The organism is Brevibacterium album DSM 18261 (assembly GCF_000426445.1).
GTDB classification, from domain to species: Bacteria; Actinomycetota; Actinomycetes; order Actinomycetales; family Brevibacteriaceae; genus Brevibacterium; species Brevibacterium album.
In genome coordinates, this window is the sequence record NZ_KE384526.1 from 184365 (window position 1) to 200693 (window position 16329).

A 16329-nucleotide genomic window follows, 5' to 3' on the forward strand; every position below is an offset into this window, starting at 1 on the left:
GCGCCTCCTAGGTCAGCGGCTGAGAGTGCGGAAGATGTCGTCCAGGCTGGCCCTGCGGACCGCGAGCCCGTGTATGCCGATCTCGTGCCGGCGCGCCCAGGACTGCAGTTCGTAGACGTCGCGTTCGGCATCGTCGGTGGCGATCACCCAGGAATAGGGGCCTGTCGCCTCCGCCGGAAAGGGAATCGAGGCCTGCTCGACAGCAGCTTCGAAGTGGACCTTGGCCGGAAAGGAGCGTGCGAGCTCCCTGAAGGAGCCCTCCATGCGGATCTTCCCCCGGTGCATGAGCCCGATGCGATCGGCGTGCTGCTCCGCTTCCTCCAGGTAGTGCGTCGTGAGGATCACCGTGGCGCCCTGGCCGCGGATCACATCCACCGCGGCCCACAGCTGGTCTCGCGCCTCGATGTCCAGGCCCGCCGTGGGCTCGTCCAGGAAGATGAGCTCGGGGGTGCCGTAGATGGCCGTGGCGAAGTCGAGCTTGCGCTTCTCCCCGCCGGACAGCTGGGAGACGCGCACACGCGCCTTCTCCGCCAGGCCGGCCACCTCGACGACGCGCCTCGCATCGTCGCCGCGGCCGCTGAGGGCGCCGAACAGCTTCACCGTCTCCAGCACCGTGAGAGTCGGGGCGAAGCCGCTCTCCTGGAGCATGATCCCCGTGCGGGGCCGCACGCTGCGACGGTCGCGCGGGCTCAGCCCGAACGCGGTCACGGTGCCGCTGAACGGGGCGCGGTGGCCTTCGAGGGTCTCCAGGGTCGAGGTCTTGCCCGCGCCGTTGGTGCCCAGCAGAGCATAGAGCTCGCCGCGCTCGACGGAGAAGGAGACCCCGCCCACCGCCCTATAGTCCCCGTAGCTCACCACGAGGTCTCTGACTTTGATGAGTGTGTCTGATGCCATGCGTCAATCACACCTGGCAGCACCGCTCACGCGTAGGGCCCTCACATCATGAGCTTCGGATGACTTCGCGGTCGCGCCGATATGACGCCGTGTCACGCAGCGGGCGAAAGCCACCGGTCCAGCTGGTTCCCAGACCATGACACAGCATCACTGGTATCAGCCCCCGGCGCCGTGGAAGGCTGGGCGTGCGCAGCGGGAGGAGACGGATGAACAAGGCACAGATCGTCGTGCTCGCGGTGCTCTCGATCGCGGGGGCTGTGGGCTGGATCTGGGGACTGGCGCACCTCCCGGGCCTCGGGATCGTTCCTCGGTGGATCGTCGCGCTGCTCCCTGCACCGGGGACGGCAGCGGCTGGCTGGTTCGCCTTCATCACCGTCGGCACCGTCGTCCTCTCCGCTCTGGCCCTGCCCTTCGCGAGCAGGGCGAGGAAGCATCCTCCGTCCGAGGAGATCCGCTGATGCCCGGAACCGCAGAGGCTTTCTCACCCGCCCGGTCGCTGGCGCGCATTCGCACCTTCACGACCCAGGGCTTCGTGGTCGCATGGGCCATTGCATGGCTGGTGACGCTGGCCTCGGCCGCCCACACCTGGTGGCACCCGCTGATGTTCCTGCCTGCCGCGGCACTGAGCCTGCAGCCGATTCTCCGCTGGCACAGCGCCTACAGCGGCAGGACGGCGATCCTCGGCCTCGCGACCGGCGCCCTGACCTGGACGGCCTGTGCCCTTCTCGCCGTGTCCCCCTCAGGAGTCATTGCCCTTGTGATCCCGGCCGTGGCGATGGTGCGCGGCGGCATGCGGACCAAGCTGCTCGCCGGCAGCGGCATCACGGCGGCGTGCGCGGGCATCGGGCTGCTCACGCTCACCACGCAGTCTCATCTGGCCGGACTCTTCATCATCTTCGGACTGTGGCTCCCGGCGTTCTGGGCGCTGGTCTTCTGGAGCTCCCGCGCCTCCTGGAACCTCCTCCTCGAACTCGATTCCGCCCACCAGGCACAGACGGACCTCGCCGTCCTGCGGGAGCGGTTCAGGATCGCCGCGGACCTCCACGACATCCAGGGCCACACCCTCCACGTGGTCAAGCTCAAGACCGCGCTGGCCCAGCGGCTCGTCCGGGCCGATCCCACCGCCGCCGAGGCGGAGATCGCCCAGGTGCAGGAGCTCATCGCGGAGACCATCGGCCAGTCGAGGGCGCTCGCCCACGGCGAGCGCCCCCTCACGCTGGCAGGTGAGCTGGAGAACGCCCGGCGCCTCTTCGAGGCCGATGACGTCGAGGTCCGCATCCGCCTGGCAGGGAGGCCCGCGGGAACCGCGGAAGCACTGTGCAGCCTCGTGCTGAGGGAGGCCACCACCAATGTCCTCCGGCATTCGCAGGCGACACGCGTCCACATCGTCCTCAGCGATACGGGTCTCCTCATCGTCAATGACGGCGCCGAGGTCCGCGCCACCCCGGAACTCAGCGGACTGGCCGGCCTGCGCAGACGCGTCGAGGAGGCCGGCGGCCGCCTGCATGTGAGGGTGGAGGAGGGCGACTTCCTCACGGAGGCGGCGTTCCCCGGCACAGAGCTGCCCGGCACGGAGACCCCCGAGACGGAGACTCGCACCGATAAGCAAGCAGAGAAAGGAGCCGCAGATGGCGATCTCAGTCGTCCTCGCCGATGACGAGGCGCTGCTGCGCAAGGCCCTCGCAGCCCTACTCCCCCTGGAGGGTGACATCACCGTGACGGCCGAGGCCTCCGACGGAGCCGAGGCCGTCGCGGCCGTTCTCGCCCACTCCCCCGATGTCCTCGTCATCGACCTCGAGTTGCCGGGCACCGACGGACTCGATGCGGTGGGGACCCTGCGGCGGGACCGCCCCGAGCAGCCGGTGCTCATGCTCACCCGCCATGCCCGGCCCGGCGTCCTGCGCAAGGCGCTCTCCCTGGGCATCCGCGGTTTCGTGAGCAAGTCTGCCGAACCGGGGCACATCGCCGAGGTGATCGCAACGGTCCACGCGGGCCGCCGCTGGATCGACCCGGACGTCTCCGCGGCTGCCGTCATGGACGACTGCCCGCTCACGGACCGGGAGATCGACGTGCTGCGGGTGACCGGTGACGGCTACTCCGTCGCGGACATCGCGCGGCAGCTGCACCTCGCACAGGGAACGGTGCGGAACTACCTCTCGAGCGCGATCAGCAAGACGAACACACGCACCCGGCACGATGCCGCACGCTACGCCCGCGAGCACGACTGGCTGTGAGCACCCGCGAACCCGAAAGTTCGCCCGGAGTGACGAAGCGCACCCTGGCAATCCTCCCCGCCGTCCCTTAGGCTCTTCTGCGTGAAGTAAGCAGCTCGCAGCATCCGCAGACCCCAGCGCCCCCGGAGGATTCGCCCCGGGCGTCCCGGCGCTCCGCTTTCTCTGCCATGCCCCGCGAAGCCTGCTTCTGCCCGTCCAGGGATCAGTGTGCGTCGCGGTCGCGGCAGTCCGCATCGAAGCATTTAGGACCACATATGCCCTCTGACACCGACCGCATCCCCGCAGACACCGCACAGCCCCCTCCCTCCAGCACCGGCATCGACCCCGCGGGCATGCGGGTCATCTGGCTCCTGCTGGTCGCGGCTTTCGTCGCGATCCTCAACGAGACCACGATGGCGATCGCGATCCCGGAGCTCAACCGCACCCTCGGCATCCCGCCCGAGCTGGGCCAGTGGCTCACGAGCGCCTTCATGCTCACGATGGCCGTCGTCATCCCCACGACGGGCTTCCTCATCCAGCGGCTGACCACCCGGCAGGTGTTCCTCACCGCGATGATCGCGTTCTCGCTCGGCACCGCGCTCTGCCTGGTCTCGCAGGGCTTCGGCCTCCTGCTCGTGGGCCGCATCGTGCAGGCCGCCGGCACCGGCATCATGATGCCCCTGCTCATGACCACCATGATGAACGTGGTGCCGCCGCACTCCCGCGGCCGCATGATGGGCCGGGTTGGCCTCGTCATGTCGCTCGCCCCGGCCATCGGACCCACGATGTCCGGCATCGTCCTCGACAGCCTCGGCTGGCGCTGGCTGTTCGGCATCGTGCTGCCCATCGCCGTCATCGCCCTGTCCCTGGGCGCGAAGTGGATGACGAACCTGGGCGAGACCGCGCACGTGCCGCTGGACGTGCTGTCCGTGATCCTCTCGGCCTTCGCCTTCGGCGGGATCGTCTACGGCCTCAGCCAGCTCGGCGGGGGCCACGGCGGCCAGGCCGGCGAGAACTCCTCGCAGGCCCTCATCTGGGCCGCCATCACCGGCGGCGCGGTCTTCCTCGCGCTCTTCGTCTGGCGCCAGCTCGCACTGCAGAAGGCGGACAGGGCACTGCTCGACCTCAGGGTCTTCAGCTCCCGGAACTACGTCATCGCGGTCATCATCATGGCCGTCGTGGCGCTGTCCATGTTCGGCACCTTCGGCCTGCTGCCCCTGTACCTGCAGAACGTCGCCGGCCTCGCCCCCACGCAGGCGGGACTGGTCCTGCTGCCGGGCTCCATCCTCATGGGCCTGCTGGGACCGGTGATGGGCCGGATCTACGACTCGCGCGGGCCCCGGACCCTGCTGGTGCCAGGCACCGTCATGATCGCGGCGGCGCTGTTCTTCTACTCGACCGTGAGCGTCCACACCCCGGTGCCGCTGCTCGTCCTCGCGCAGACGGTGATGTCGCTGGGCCTGGCCGCGTCGTTCACCCCGCTGTTCTCGGCCTCGCTGGGCTCGCTGGATCGGAGCCTGTACTCGCACGGTTCCGCGGCGCTCAACACCCTCCAGCAGGTGGCAGGCGCGGCGGGCACGGCTCTGCTCATCGCGATCTACTCGTCCTTCCTGCACACGGGCGAGGCCGCCGGACTCGACACGGCGGCGGCCGGGGCCCCGGGTGCGCGCGCGGCGTTCTTCGTCGCCGCCTGCATCGCGATCGCACCCATGGTCCTGGCGTTCTTCATCCGCAAGCCCGCCGACCAGGAGTGATCCTCCGCCAAGGAGAGCCGGACCCTCACGGTCCGCAATCCGCCGGGGCCCGGCGCCGCACCCTCCACAGGGCGCGGCGCCGGGCCTCTTCGCAGACATCGGCCGCGGGACACACCGAGGTCAGGATCGTCTGCGACCAGCTCCTGCATGGACGTCTCGCCGAGCCGCGTGCGATCTGAGAGACTGGTTGCATGGAAGCCACTGCGCTCCTCGACATCGAGGCGATTCGCAGCGCCTGCGAACAGTACGGCGTGAAGCGGCTCCGCGTCTTCGGCTCGGTGCTCACCGACAAGTTCGATTCGGCGACAAGCGATATGGACTTCCTCGTCGACTTCCAGGCTGAACGAGAGAATCTGTTCCACGACTACTTCGATCTGAAGTTCGAACTGGAGCGGATCGTCGGTCGAGAAGTCGACCTCGTCATGGAGCGCTCGGTGAAGAACCCCTTCTTCAAGGCATCAGCCTTCGGGAATGCACAGGACATCTATGCGATCTGAGGCTGGCGCGCATCTCTGGGACGCGGCCGAGGCAGCCAAACTCGTCGATGAATTCGTCCGCGGCAGAACTGAGTCCGAGTTCAGCTCCAACCTCCTCATCCGCTCTGCGACCGAGCGTCAGATGGAGATTCTCGGCGAGGCATTGAACCGACTCCGCAGAGACGACGCGGAAACAGCCGCTCGTGTGCCGGACCTCGAGAAGATTATCGGGATGCGGAACATCATCACTCACCAGTACGGCGAGATCGACTACGAGATCGTGTGGCGCGCTGCGACGACAGGAATACCCGCCCTGATCCCGATTCTCAACAACCTCGTCGATGAGGCACGGGGCACCTTGGGGCTGTAGCGCGGCCTTACCCGGATCCGACAGACAGGCCCGGTCCATCTCGAACCCCATCTGCCCTTGACTGTGACGCAGCGTCACATGAGTGGATAGGGTCCTGCGGATCTCAGACTGCGCGAAGCTGACGGGCACCACCGTCCGCACCATTCGCCACTACCATCACGTCGGCCTGCTGCCGGTGCCCGGCCGCACCGGCGGCCGCCGCGAGTACGAACTCACGCATGTGGCCCGGGTCCTGCGGATCAGATGGCTCGCGGATGCGGGCCTGTCGCTGGATTCGATCGGCGTCCTGCTCGCCGAGGAACAGCGCACGCCGGGCCCGCTGAGACCCGATGCCGAGAGCCTGCACGACCTGCGGGCCACGGCCCGGAGCATCGAGGAGCGCATCTCCGAGCTCCGCGCCCAGCACGATCGCATCAGCGCCCTCATCGGCATGGCCGAGTCCGGACGCGGCCTGCGCGCGCTGCCGGCGGGGATCGAGCTGTTCTACGACCGGCTGGTCCGCGCCGTGAGCGATCCCGAGGCGCTCGAGGTGCTCCGCAGGGAGCAGCGGCTCGCCGAGCTCTTCGCCCAGCGCGGCCTCGTGCCGCCCCGCCTCGGCACGCTGGTGGAGCAGCTCACGGACGAGGACGTAGCCCTCATCGTCGAGTTCTACACGCGCTTCGCACACATCGCCGAACTCGACGAGTCCGCCATCGAGCAGGAGTACGAGGAGCTGACGGCCCTCATGCTCGACTGGACGCGGCAGCACTGCGAACTCGCGGAGGAGCTGGTGCGCGCCCTGCCTGCCTGGACCCGCCGCCGGGCCGCGCTGAAGCCGCTCATGGCCTTCACCGTGCTCCTCACGTCCGACGCCCGGCAGCGGGAGGCCCTGCACCGGCTCTCCCCCATCGTCATGGAGCTCATCGAGGCCGCAGCAGACTCACCCGCAGCCGCAGACGCCTCACAAGCCGCAGAATTCCCGGACGAGGAGCCGATATGACCCGCTCACCGCACTCCCAGCCAGAGCAATCCCACAGAGCACAATCTCACCCAGCGCAATCTCAGCCACCGCATCCTCACCCAGCGGACTCCCACCCCGCCTCCTCCCGCCCCGCTCACCGCGCTTCGCCCGCGCAGCACGGGCACCCGATCCGCGTGAGCGGGCTGACCAAGAGGTTCGGCTCCTTCACCGCCCTCGACGGCGTCGATCTCACGGGCGAGGGGGGCACCGTCCACGGCTTCCTGGGACCCAACGGCGCGGGCAAGTCCACGACCATCAGGGTGCTGCTCGGAATCTGCCGCACCACCGCGGGCGAGGTCCGGGTCCTGGGCCTGGACCCCGCGCGGGAACCGGCACGGGTGGCACGGCAGGTGAGCTATGTGCCCGGCGATGTCGACCTCTGGCCCAACCTCACCGGCCAGGAGGTGCTCGACCTGCTGGGCCGGCTGCGCGGCGGACGCGATGGGGCCCGCGAGCGCGCGCTGATCGAGCGCTTCGCCCTCGATCCGTCCAAGAAGGTCCGCTCCTATTCCACCGGCAACCGGCAGAAGGTCATGCTCGTCGCCGCCTTCGCCGCGCCCACTCCCCTGCTCGTCCTCGACGAGCCGACCTCCGGGCTCGATCCGCTCATGGAGCAGGTGTTCGGTCAGTGCGTGCGCGAGGCCGCCGAGGCCGGCCGCACGATCCTCCTCTCCAGCCACCTGCTGGCCGAGGTGGACCGGCTGTGCACCGCCGTCACCATCGTCGCCGACGGCGCCGTGGTGGAATCCGGGCAGCTCGCCCGGCTCCGCCATCTCGCGGCTCTCGAGGTCACGGTGGAGGCGCCCGAGGCGGTCCTCGCACAGCTGGAACGGACGCTGCGCTCGCAGCGGGCGGACACCCGCCGGGAGGACGAGGGTGCGAAGCTGATCGCCGAGGTGTCCCGCGACCGGCTGCCGGACGCCCTCTCTGCACTCGCTGCGACCGGGGCCACCGAGGTCGCCGTGGCCCCCGCGAGCCTGGAGAGCCTGTTCCTGAGGCACTACGACGTCGAGGCGCGGTGAGGGCCGTGCTGCGTCTCCTGCTCCGCCGCCACCGCCTCTTCCTGTCCGCCTGGCTCGCGGGGATCCTCGCACTCGTCGCCGTCACCCTCCCCTCCTACCGCGAGACCTATGGAGCGGACATCGCGGGCAGCGGCGTCCCCGACATGCTGCGGGCCACCCCCGGTCTCACGCTCCTCTACGGCCGGCTGCCCTCACCCGGCACGCTGGGCCAGCTCTTCGTGTGGGAGAGCGGCACGTATGCCCTCGTGCTCGCCGGCGTCATGGCCGTCCTGCTCGCCGTCGCGATCACACGGGCGGAGGAGGACGCCGGCACCACCGAGCTCGTCCGCGCCGCCGGTGTGCATCCGCGCACTCCCCTGCTCGCCGCGGCCGCGGTCCTCGGCCTCGCCTGCGGGTTGCTGGGCGCGGGCTCGGCCGCGGTGCTGGCGCTGACCGCCCTCGCCTATGAGGAGCTCACGGGCACGGGCGCCGCCGCCTTCGGCCTCGTGGCGTTCCTCGTCCCCCTCGCGCTCGGCATGCTCACCATGATCGGCGCGCAGCTCCGGGACAGCGCACGCGCAGCCCGGGGCATGGCCTTCGCGCTGCTCGCAGGCGCGTTCGCACTGCGGGTCCTCGCGGACGACCGCGAATGGCGGTGGCTGCACTGGCTGACCCCGCTGGGCTGGCGCGAGGTCATCGCGCCGTATTCCGACGACCGCATGTGGGCGGCGGTCCCCCTCGCCCTCGTCTGCGGTGCGCTGCTCGCCGTCTGCGTGCTGCTGGACCGCGGGCGGGAGCCCGGTGCCGCGCGCTGGGTCCGCACGCGCACCCGTCAGCGGCGGCTGCGGATCAGCGGTCCCCTGGGCTGGGCCCTCCGCGATGCGCACGGAGCGGTCATCGGCTGGACAGCGGCCGTGTGGGGCTCGGCCGTCCTGTTCGGTTCGATGGCCGACGGCCTCATCACGACCATCCGTGAGGATCCGACGACCGCCGCCCTGCTCGCGCAGATGGGTGCCGGAGGCCTCGATCCCGGCGCCATGTTCTTCGACTTCCTGGGCGGCCTGCTCGCGCTGCTCGTGCTCATCGCGGCGACCGCCCTGACGCTGCGCTGGCACGGGGAGGAGCGCGCCGGACGGCTGGTGAACGAGCTCGCGACCGGGGTCCCCCGGTGGCGTTCGCTCCTGGCGCGGTCGCTCGTGGCCGGTGCCTTCGCCGCGGTCGTCAGCACGGGCGCCGGTCTCGCCATGGGTGCTGTGGGCGCGTGGCAGCTCGACGATCCCGCCGCGCTGGGGCAGGGTGTGGGCGCCGTGGCGGGTCACCTTCCGGGCATCCTCGCGGGCGTGGGGATCGCGACCCTCGTCATGGCGCTCGCACCGCGCCTCACGGGTGCGGTCTGGGCGGTGCCGAGCGCCTCCGGGCTGCTGTTCTTCTTCGGCGAGCTGCTGAGCGTGCCCGAGGCGGTCATCGACGCAGGCCTGCTCGCTCACACCCCGGTGCCCCGGGCTGACGGCTGGCCGGACTGGGGCGAGTGGGCTTCCGGAGCACCTGCACTGCTCATGACGGCAGCCCTGCTCGGCACGGCCACGGGAGCCGCCCTCGTGGGCCGCCGCGATCTGCAGCCGGGGTGAGGACTCGCATCGGACTCCTGCGACCAGACGGATGTCCGCACCCGTTGGCATCCCCGCTCCCGTGTGGAAGCATGTTCGCATGGGCAGGCCCGCGGGGTTCGAGTACGAGGAGGAGGGCGGATCGGCCGTGCTGATCCGCCATCACGGCCGGGTGGTCACCACCCTGCGCGGTGTGCGAGCGCAGAAGTTCCTCGCCGAGGCCGCCGCAGGCGATCCCCAGCTCGTCATGGCCCGCTGGACCGGGAACTACAAGCACGGCAATGAGCGCATGTCCCGTCAGCACCCGCGCAACCGCGGGCGGCGCTGAACCGGGCGACCACGAGCCGGGCGGAGCGGCCCGCACCACCACACGCAGCTCGTCACCGCGCAGAGCACCGGACACCACGGGACGGACACTGCAGTCCGTGGTGGGACGAGCCGCAGACGGTGTTCAGCGAATCGCCTCCAGCCACGCACTCCACTGTGCGAATCGCAGCCGCCTCGCCCGTTCCAGTTCGGCGGAGACGAAGTCCGCGTGCCGTGCGAGCACACCGTCCTCGGTCCCGGGTCCCCTCCACGCGCGCACCCTTCGCAGTCCGTGCAGCGCATTCGTCAGCCACACATCGCGGCTGAGCAGATCCGTCAGAAGCGCTCGCCGCCTACGCACTTGGATCCCCCGCCGCTCCGCCTCCTCCAGCACGAGACCCACCGTCACGCCGGAGAACACGCCGAGCTCCGGGTCGGGCACACAGAGGAGGTCGTCCTCCCACCACAGCAGGTTCGCGTGCGCGGCCTCGACCACCGTCCCGTCCGCCGCGCACAGCAGCGCATCCTGCGCATGCCATTCGACGCCCTGAGCCCGCAGCGCCCCCAGCCTCGCGATATCGGGGCCCTTGATCAGGGGACGCTCACGCGGATCGGGGGTCTCGGGCACCCACACGGAGACGCCATCGGCGCGCGCCGGTGCCGGCCGGAGGCGGAAGCGGAGGACAGGCTTTCCCTCGATGCCGTGAGACGCCGCGTCAATGCCGGGGGACGCCGAGGAGGAAGCGGCACCGGGAGCAGAAGCCGCCTGGGACTCGGGCCGCGAGGCCGGAATCGCCGAGGCCGGTGCTGCGAGCTCGATCCGCGGGAACCATTCACCGCTCACCGGGATGCCCGAACGTAGGCGCTGCCAGAACTCCTCCTGCTCCGCGAGCGCCGCCAGCAGCGCGTACGCGGCACCGACGCTCTCCGGCACAGCGGCAGGCCCTCCCTCGGCCTCGGCCCTGGCCGCCGCCTCCTCCGCGGCTGCCCGGCAGGCACGGGCGAAGCGCTCCGCGTGCCGGTCGAACGCGCGGATGCGCCCCTCGCGCACCAGCCACGAGTCCGCGACGAGCAGCGGACCAGACGCGGCCTCGGCGGCCGGCTCCTCGGCGATGAACGCACCGGTGCGCGGGTCCCAGACCCAGACGCCCGGCGCCTCGAACGCGATCTCACCCGGGGCCCGCCCGTCGAACGCAGCCCTCTCAGACATGTCCGTCCTCCTCCAGCAGCCGCAGCAGCGGCGCGGACTTCACCATCGTCTCCGCATGCTCCTCCTCCGGGTCCGACAGCGCGACGATCGCACCGCCCACGCCGTAGCTGAGCCGATCCCCGGTCGTCCCGCCCGCGGACTGCACGAGGGTGCGGATGACCACGCTGAGCTCGACGGCCCCGCTCAGCGAGAACCAGCCGATCGCACCGCTGTACACCCCGCGGGGCCCGCCCTCCAGCTCGTCGAGGAGCTCCATCGTCCGCACCTTCGGCGCTCCCGTCATCGACCCGGGAGGGAAGGCCGCCCGCACGCACTCGACCGGGGAGTGCTCCGGTGCCAGCTGCGCCGACACCGTGCTCACGAGCTGGTGCACCGTCGCATAGCTCTCGACCGCGAAGAGCCGCTCCACCCGCACCGAGCCGGTCACCGCCGTCCGCCCCAGGTCGTTGCGCACGAGGTCGACGATCATGAGGTTCTCGGAGCGGTCCTTCTCCGCATCCGCGAGGCCGTCCCGCAGCGCGGCGTCCTCGGCCCCGGTCCGTCCGCGCGGGCGCGTGCCCTTGATGGGCGAGGACTCCGCCCGGCCCCCTGCGTCGATGCGGAGGAAGCGCTCAGGCGAGGTGCTCAGCACCGCGAAGGCCGCGCGGTCGCCGAGGCCGGGGAAGCGCAGGTACGCGCCGAAGGGCGCGGGGTTCTGCGCCCGCAGCCGCAGATAGGCTGCCCAGGGGTCCTGGTCGGTCTCCGTCTCCAGCCGGTTCGTGAGGCAGGCCTCGTAGGTCTCGCCGGCGGCGATGAGCTCTTGGACCTCCCGGATCCGGGAGAGGTATTCGGCGCGGGGGTGCCGAGGGCACACAGCGCGTCCAGGGGCAGGACGGCCGGGCGTCGCCGCCGGCCTTCCTCCGTCCGGCTCACCACCTGCGTCCAGCTCCGCGATCAGCGCCGCCGTCTCCGCAAGCCACCGCTCCGCGGCCTCATCGCCTCTCGCCTCGTCGCCGCTGTGCGCACCTCTCCCCGGTCCCTCGTCTCCGTGCTCTGCGCCACCGTGCTCTTCGCCTCCCGGCTCCTCGGCCGCGAGTGCGAGCAGGTGCACGGTCTGCGTCTGCGCATCGAGCACGAGTGCCCGGTCGAGGAATGCGAACGCGGCATCGGGAGTGTCCGCACGGTGCACCGCCCGCCCTCCGCATTCGGCCTTGAGCTCATAGCCGAGGAACCCCGCCCAGCCGAGGGCGAAGGAGCAGCCGGGCACCGCCTCGGCGACAGGGGTCTGCCCGCGCATCTCCGCGTCCAGCCAGTCGAAGAACCCCGTGCGGCGCTCTGCCTGCCCGTCAGCACTCCGCACCGTCACGGTGCCCGTTGCGACATCGGCCCAGGCCAGAGCCGCGCGCGGGCCCGTGGGCGCGCCCATGACGGAGAAGCGGCCGCGCGGGTCGCCCGGCAGGTTCCCGTCCAGCCAGACCGCGCACTCCTGTCCCCCGTACAGCGCGTCGAAGAGCACCTCGGCAGAGGCTTCCGAGACCAGCTCCCGCGTCCGCAGGCAGCGGCGCCGAGGCCTCTCCTCCTCGGCGGAGAGCCGGGATCGGTCTGCCTCCTGGGTGAGCCTGGTGGGTTCCCCTTCCGAAATCGGGTGGGACCGCTCCCGACCCGAGGCCGGCCCGGCCTGTGCGCTCTCCGCAACAGTCCGGGGCAGTGGTGCGCAGCCGTCCTCCGCCGTCGTACCCGCGGGCGCCTGCGACTGTGCCCGCCCCCGGTTCTCCCGCCCGTGCGCACGGACGAGGCCGATGAAGTTCTCCAGCAGCCTGTCGCCCCAGGCGGTCAGGACGGACTCGGGGTGGAACTGCACGCCCCACAGCGGCAGCCGCGCATGGGCCAGACCCATGATGAGTCCGTCCTCGGTCCGGGCGGTCACCCGCAGATCGTCCGGCAGCTCCGTCTCATCGGCGACCGTGAGGGAGTGGTAGCGCACGGCCGTGAAGGGGTTCGGCACGCCCGCGAAGACGCCCTCTCCCCCGTGGTGCACCGACGAGGTCCGGCCGTGCCGGGGCTCGGGCGCCCGGACGACCGCGGCGCCGAGCGCGTGGGCGAGAGTCTGATGGCCCAGGCACACGCCCAGCACGGGCAGATCGCCGCGGGCGAGCGCCGCTGCGAGCACCTCGGGCCCGATCCCGGTGTCCTCCGGCCGGGCGGGCGTGCCCGGGCCCGGTGAGAGGACGACGCCGTCGACGCCGTCGAGCGCCTCGGGCGTCCAGCCCGCCCAGTCATGGGCGACCACCTGGGGCCGGACGCCGGACGCCCGGGCGATCTGGTGCACGAGGTTGTATGTGAAGGAGTCATAGCTGTCGATCACGAGGATGCGCGGGGCCGCCCCCGCACGCCCCGCCTGCGGGTCCTCCGCCTGCGCCGCTGCGGTCCGCGCGTCTTCCGCCTGCGCACCCGAGGTCCGCGCCCCTGCCATCTGCACCCGTGCCATGGGCTGATTCTGCCCCGCCCGGCACGGGCGGCGCCAACACGGCGCGAGGGCGAATGCAGTGGCACGGCATGTTCCGCGGATCTGCGTGCCGCTCGGCCCTTGCCGGCTCGGCCCAACCGGCCCAGCCGGGCCGGTCCCCGCCTCCTGCGCCTAGCTCCCGAAAGCCTCGCGCAGGCGGTGCTTCTGCAGCTTGCCCGAGGCGTTGCGGGGGAGCTCGGAGACGACCTCGAGCCTCGTCGGCTTCTTGAAGGAGGCGATCCGTGCGCCGACGAACTCCCGGATCTCCTCGAGTGTGGGCGGGGCCGCGGGATCGGCAGGGACGATGATCGCGAGCGGCGTCTCGACCCACGTGGGATCGGGGACGCCGATGACGCTCGCATCCGCGACCCCGGGGTGCGCGGCCACAGCCTGCTCGACCTCGACGGAGGAGATGTTCTCGCCCCCGGAGATGATGATGTCCTTCGCGCGGTCGACGACGTAGTGGAAGCCCTCCTCGTCGACGCGCACGAGGTCCCCGGAGTGGAACCAGCCTCCGGCGGCGGCCTCGGCGGTCTGCTTCGGCTTGTTCCAGTAGCCCTGCATGTAGCCGGGGCCGCGGTAGACGATCTCGCCCGTCTCCCCGGGTGCCACGTCCCGGCCCTCGGCGTCGATCACCCGGGCCGCGACCATCCCGATGGGCTTGCCGACCGAGCCCATCTTCCGGAACGAGTCCTCGCCCGTGAGCGCACAGGTCGTGGGCGACATCTCGGTCTGGCCGAACGCGGCGGAGATGACGGCATCGGGGAACGTGTCGGCCATGAGCTGGAGCGTCTCGCGGCTCGCGGGCGAGGCGCCCCACGAGATCCCCGTGAGCGGCAGGCCGCGCTCGCGGATGCCCGGCAGGGAGCACAGCGCCTGCCACAGGGTCGGCACGAGGAAGAGCTTCGTCACCCGCTCCTCCTCGATGAGGTCCGCGAGCCGCTCGATCCGCATGAGCGCCTGCGGCGGCGCGATGACGGTCCGCGTCCCGTTGAAGAACGCAGGGTAGAGGAAGCCGAGGCCGGCGATGTGGAAGAGCGGGACCACGATCATGGCGGCCTCGTCGTCCGTCCCCGCCGGTCCCAGCCGATTCGTGTTGATCGCCTGCGCAGCGAAGTTGAGGTGGGTGAGCATCACGCCCTTGGGCGCCGAGGTCGTGCCCGAGGTGTAGACGATGAGCGCGGTCTCGGACTCGGGGACGTCGACGAAGGCGTGGGTCCTCTCCGAGGCCGCGATGGCATCGAACTGCTCGCCGAACACGATGTGCGGAACCTTCGAGGCCTCGGGGGCGTCGGCGAGGATCCCGGCGCCCATCGCGTCCGCGAAGCCCATCACCGCGCCGCTGTCGGCGACGAGGTACTCGACCTCCGCGGCGGTCGAGCGGATGTTCAGCGGGACGGCGATCCCACCGACGGAGTTGATCGCGAGCAGCGCGGTCGCATGGGCGACGCTGTTGAGGCCGAGGACGAACACGCGGTCGCCCGCGCCCACCCCGCGCTCCTGGAGGTCCGCGGCGACGGCGCTCACCCGGGCTGCGAGCTCGCCCCAGGTGAGTACGGCGTCGGGGCCGGTGAGGGCGATGTCCTCGGCCCGGCTGTGCGCGTGCAGGCTCAGCATGTTCATCCAGTGGAGCCGGCGGCTCAGGGCGAGCTGCTCCTCGGGGGTGGGGGCGGTGAGGGTCTGAGCCGCCGCTGCCGGGCCCGGGCGTGCATCGGTCTGCGGATTCGAGGTCATGTGGCCGCTCTCCTTTGAACGATCGTTCAGCACCTGCTGTGACTCATACAGTAGAGGCTGGACGCATGCCGGACAACGCCTCCTTCGGCACGGTGCGGCCGAGCTCACTCCGGCAGCCTCACCCCGGCGCCCGACGGCCTAGACTTGTCCCGATGTCCACCGCCGCCCACTCCCCCGCCGATTCCGGTCTCGCTGAGTCCGGCCTTCGTCCGCTCACGGTGCTCACCGCCGCCGAGGCGGCCTCCCGCGCCGCCGCGCATGCCGCAGCAGTCCGGGAGCGCACCGCCGCGCATCTCGAGCGCCGTGCGCGCGGGGAGAAGCACCCCGTCGAGGACTTCCTCTTCACCTACTACCCGTTCACCCCGGGGCAGATGGCCGCCTGGCATCCCGGGGCGGGCACGGCCGTCGAAGCCCCGGGTGCCGCCGAAGGAGCGACGAGTGGTGCTGACGGAGCCGCCTTCGTCGCGGAGCTCGCCGCCCGCAAGTGGTACGCGCGGTACACGGAGAGCGGACTGCCGCTGATCGCGATGGACCGCGAGACCTGGTGCGCCGCCCGCGGCTCCGGCGCACTCTTCATCCGCGATCTGCTCGCCCGCACCCTGGGCCGCGAAGGGACGTTCGGCTGCTTCGGGCTGCACGAATGGGCGATGGTCTACCGGCAGACGGACGAGGAGCACCGGCATGCCCAGGTGCCCTTCCGGCTCAGCCGCGAGGAGACCGACGCAGTCGTCGAAGGTCACCGCATCCGCTGTTCGCACTTCGACGCCTTCCGCTTCTTCACCCCCGAGGCGAAGCCGCGCAACGAACTCTCGCCCGCGCGCGAGACGATGCGGGAGATGGAGCAGCCCGGCTGCCTGCACGGGGGCATGGACCTCTACAAATGGGCGATGAAGCTGGGCCCGGCCGTGCCGAGCGCGGTGACGCTGGCCGCATTCGACCTCGCCCGCGACATCCGCACCCTCGACATGGAGGCGAGCCCCTACGACGTGCGCGGCTGGGGGTACGGTGCCGTCGCGATCGAGACGCCCGAGGGCAAGGCCGAGTACGTACGCCGCCAGCGCGCATTCGCCGCACGGGGCAACGACATCCGCCGCGACCTGCTCGCGGCGCTGGAACCGGCGCTGGGGTCAGCTCTGGAACCGGCGCCGGACGGGCTGCCTGCCCGCTGACTCCGACCACGGCCGGCTGAGGCACGGCTCGCTGACCCGCCTCCGGCAGACGCACCGGCAGATCGCCGAGACACGGCTGGTCGCCTCACCTCCGGCGGTGCCTGTCAGCT

15 protein-coding genes are annotated in these 16329 nt (G+C 71.1%); 11 read left to right on the forward strand and 4 right to left on the reverse strand.

The window, feature by feature from the left end; genetic code table 11:
- Positions 1 to 12: 12 nt before the first annotated feature.
- A complete protein-coding gene (locus tag K318_RS0114340; RefSeq protein WP_029089986.1) occupies positions 13 to 894 on the reverse strand; it encodes an ABC transporter ATP-binding protein in 882 nt (293 codons plus the stop codon).
- A gap of 206 nt (positions 895 to 1100) precedes the next feature.
- On the opposite strand from K318_RS0114340, the gene K318_RS25065 reads away from it, so the two are divergent.
- The 10 genes from K318_RS25065 (at position 1101) to K318_RS0114390 (ending at position 9643) form a co-directional block, all read left to right on the forward strand.
- A complete protein-coding gene (locus K318_RS25065) occupies positions 1101 to 1352 on the forward strand; it encodes a hypothetical protein (RefSeq protein ID WP_029089987.1) in 252 nt (83 codons plus the stop codon).
- Positions 1352 to 2551: a sensor histidine kinase gene (locus K318_RS22170; protein ID WP_051298053.1), complete on the forward strand. Its 1200-nt coding sequence runs from the start codon at positions 1352 to 1354 to the stop codon at positions 2549 to 2551. The genes K318_RS25065 and K318_RS22170 overlap by 1 nt, the downstream gene beginning before the upstream one ends.
- Positions 2523 to 3128, forward strand: coding sequence for a response regulator transcription factor (locus K318_RS0114355; protein ID WP_029089988.1), 606 nt, complete (start codon positions 2523 to 2525; stop codon positions 3126 to 3128). Before K318_RS22170 ends, K318_RS0114355 begins: the two co-directional genes overlap by 29 nt.
- Positions 3129 to 3382: 254 nt before the next feature.
- Positions 3383 to 4861 carry an MDR family MFS transporter gene (locus tag K318_RS0114360; RefSeq protein ID WP_029089989.1) on the forward strand — a complete coding sequence of 493 codons (1479 nt, stop codon included), beginning with the start codon at positions 3383 to 3385 and terminating at the stop codon, positions 4859 to 4861.
- Positions 4862 to 5052: 191 nt separating this feature from the next.
- Positions 5053 to 5358, forward strand: coding sequence for a nucleotidyltransferase family protein (locus K318_RS0114365; protein WP_029089990.1), 306 nt, complete (start codon positions 5053 to 5055; stop codon positions 5356 to 5358).
- Positions 5348 to 5707 carry a HepT-like ribonuclease domain-containing protein gene (locus tag K318_RS0114370; protein ID WP_029089991.1) on the forward strand — a complete coding sequence of 120 codons (360 nt, stop codon included), beginning with the start codon at positions 5348 to 5350 and terminating at the stop codon, positions 5705 to 5707. The genes K318_RS0114365 and K318_RS0114370 overlap by 11 nt, the downstream gene beginning before the upstream one ends.
- An 82-nt stretch (positions 5708 to 5789) precedes the next feature.
- On the forward strand, positions 5790 to 6686 hold the full coding sequence (locus K318_RS23900) for a MerR family transcriptional regulator (RefSeq protein ID WP_051298054.1): 897 nt from the start codon (positions 5790 to 5792) through the stop codon (positions 6684 to 6686).
- A 155-nt stretch (positions 6687 to 6841) separates the two neighbouring features.
- Complete coding sequence (locus K318_RS0114380; RefSeq protein WP_281170707.1) at positions 6842 to 7729, forward strand: ABC transporter ATP-binding protein; 888 nt, start codon at positions 6842 to 6844, stop codon at positions 7727 to 7729.
- Between the two features lie 5 nt (positions 7730 to 7734).
- Positions 7735 to 9336 carry a hypothetical protein gene (locus tag K318_RS0114385; protein ID WP_156914035.1) on the forward strand — a complete coding sequence of 534 codons (1602 nt, stop codon included), beginning with the start codon at positions 7735 to 7737 and terminating at the stop codon, positions 9334 to 9336.
- Positions 9337 to 9415: 79 nt separating this feature from the next.
- On the forward strand, positions 9416 to 9643 hold the full coding sequence (locus K318_RS0114390; protein WP_029089994.1) for a hypothetical protein: 228 nt from the start codon (positions 9416 to 9418) through the stop codon (positions 9641 to 9643).
- Between the two features lie 123 nt (positions 9644 to 9766).
- Here the strand turns inward: K318_RS0114390 and K318_RS22180 are convergent, their stop codons facing one another.
- The 3 genes from K318_RS22180 to K318_RS0114405 all read right to left on the reverse strand — a co-directional run bounded on the left by K318_RS22180 (position 9767) and on the right by K318_RS0114405 (position 15050).
- Entirely contained in the window at positions 9767 to 10831 is a 1065-nt protein-coding gene (locus K318_RS22180; RefSeq protein ID WP_051298055.1) for an aminotransferase class IV, read from the reverse strand.
- Entirely contained in the window at positions 10824 to 13298 is a 2475-nt protein-coding gene (gene pabB, locus K318_RS22185; RefSeq protein WP_211233341.1) for an aminodeoxychorismate synthase component I, read from the reverse strand. The genes K318_RS22180 and pabB overlap by 8 nt, the downstream gene beginning before the upstream one ends.
- 150 nt (positions 13299 to 13448) lie before the next feature.
- Complete coding sequence (locus K318_RS0114405) at positions 13449 to 15050, reverse strand: AMP-binding protein (protein ID WP_084500266.1); 1602 nt, start codon at positions 15048 to 15050, stop codon at positions 13449 to 13451.
- 152 nt (positions 15051 to 15202) lie between these two features.
- Here K318_RS0114405 and K318_RS22190 point away from each other — a divergent pair, with 152 nt between their 5' ends.
- The gene (locus K318_RS22190) at positions 15203 to 16219 is read left to right on the forward strand and encodes a 3-methyladenine DNA glycosylase (protein ID WP_245579920.1); all 1017 of its coding nucleotides are present in this window, start codon (positions 15203 to 15205) and stop codon (positions 16217 to 16219) included.
- Positions 16220 to 16329 lie beyond the last annotated feature (110 nt).

Bases quoted from the DNA above. Each gene is read 5' to 3' on its own strand.
- K318_RS0114340 (WP_029089986.1), bottom strand. From the start codon at position 894: ATGGCATCAGACACACTCATCAAAGTCAGAGACCTCGTGGTGAGCTAC.
- K318_RS25065 (WP_029089987.1), top strand. From the start codon at position 1,101: ATGAACAAGGCACAGATCGTCGTGCTCGCGGTGCTCTCGATCGCGGGG.
- K318_RS22170 (WP_051298053.1), top strand. From the start codon at position 1,352: ATGCCCGGAACCGCAGAGGCTTTCTCACCCGCCCGGTCGCTGGCGCGC.
- K318_RS0114355 (WP_029089988.1), top strand. From the start codon at position 2,523: ATGGCGATCTCAGTCGTCCTCGCCGATGACGAGGCGCTGCTGCGCAAG.
- K318_RS0114360 (WP_029089989.1), top strand. From the start codon at position 3,383: ATGCCCTCTGACACCGACCGCATCCCCGCAGACACCGCACAGCCCCCT.
- K318_RS0114365 (WP_029089990.1), top strand. From the start codon at position 5,053: ATGGAAGCCACTGCGCTCCTCGACATCGAGGCGATTCGCAGCGCCTGC.
- K318_RS0114370 (WP_029089991.1), top strand. From the start codon at position 5,348: ATGCGATCTGAGGCTGGCGCGCATCTCTGGGACGCGGCCGAGGCAGCC.
- K318_RS0114390 (WP_029089994.1), top strand. From the start codon at position 9,416: ATGGGCAGGCCCGCGGGGTTCGAGTACGAGGAGGAGGGCGGATCGGCC.
- K318_RS22180 (WP_051298055.1), bottom strand. From the start codon at position 10,831: ATGTCTGAGAGGGCTGCGTTCGACGGGCGGGCCCCGGGTGAGATCGCG.
- pabB (WP_211233341.1), bottom strand. From the start codon at position 13,298: ATGGCACGGGTGCAGATGGCAGGGGCGCGGACCTCGGGTGCGCAGGCG.
- K318_RS0114405 (WP_084500266.1), bottom strand. From the start codon at position 15,050: ATGACCTCGAATCCGCAGACCGATGCACGCCCGGGCCCGGCAGCGGCG.
- K318_RS22190 (WP_245579920.1), top strand. From the start codon at position 15,203: ATGTCCACCGCCGCCCACTCCCCCGCCGATTCCGGTCTCGCTGAGTCC.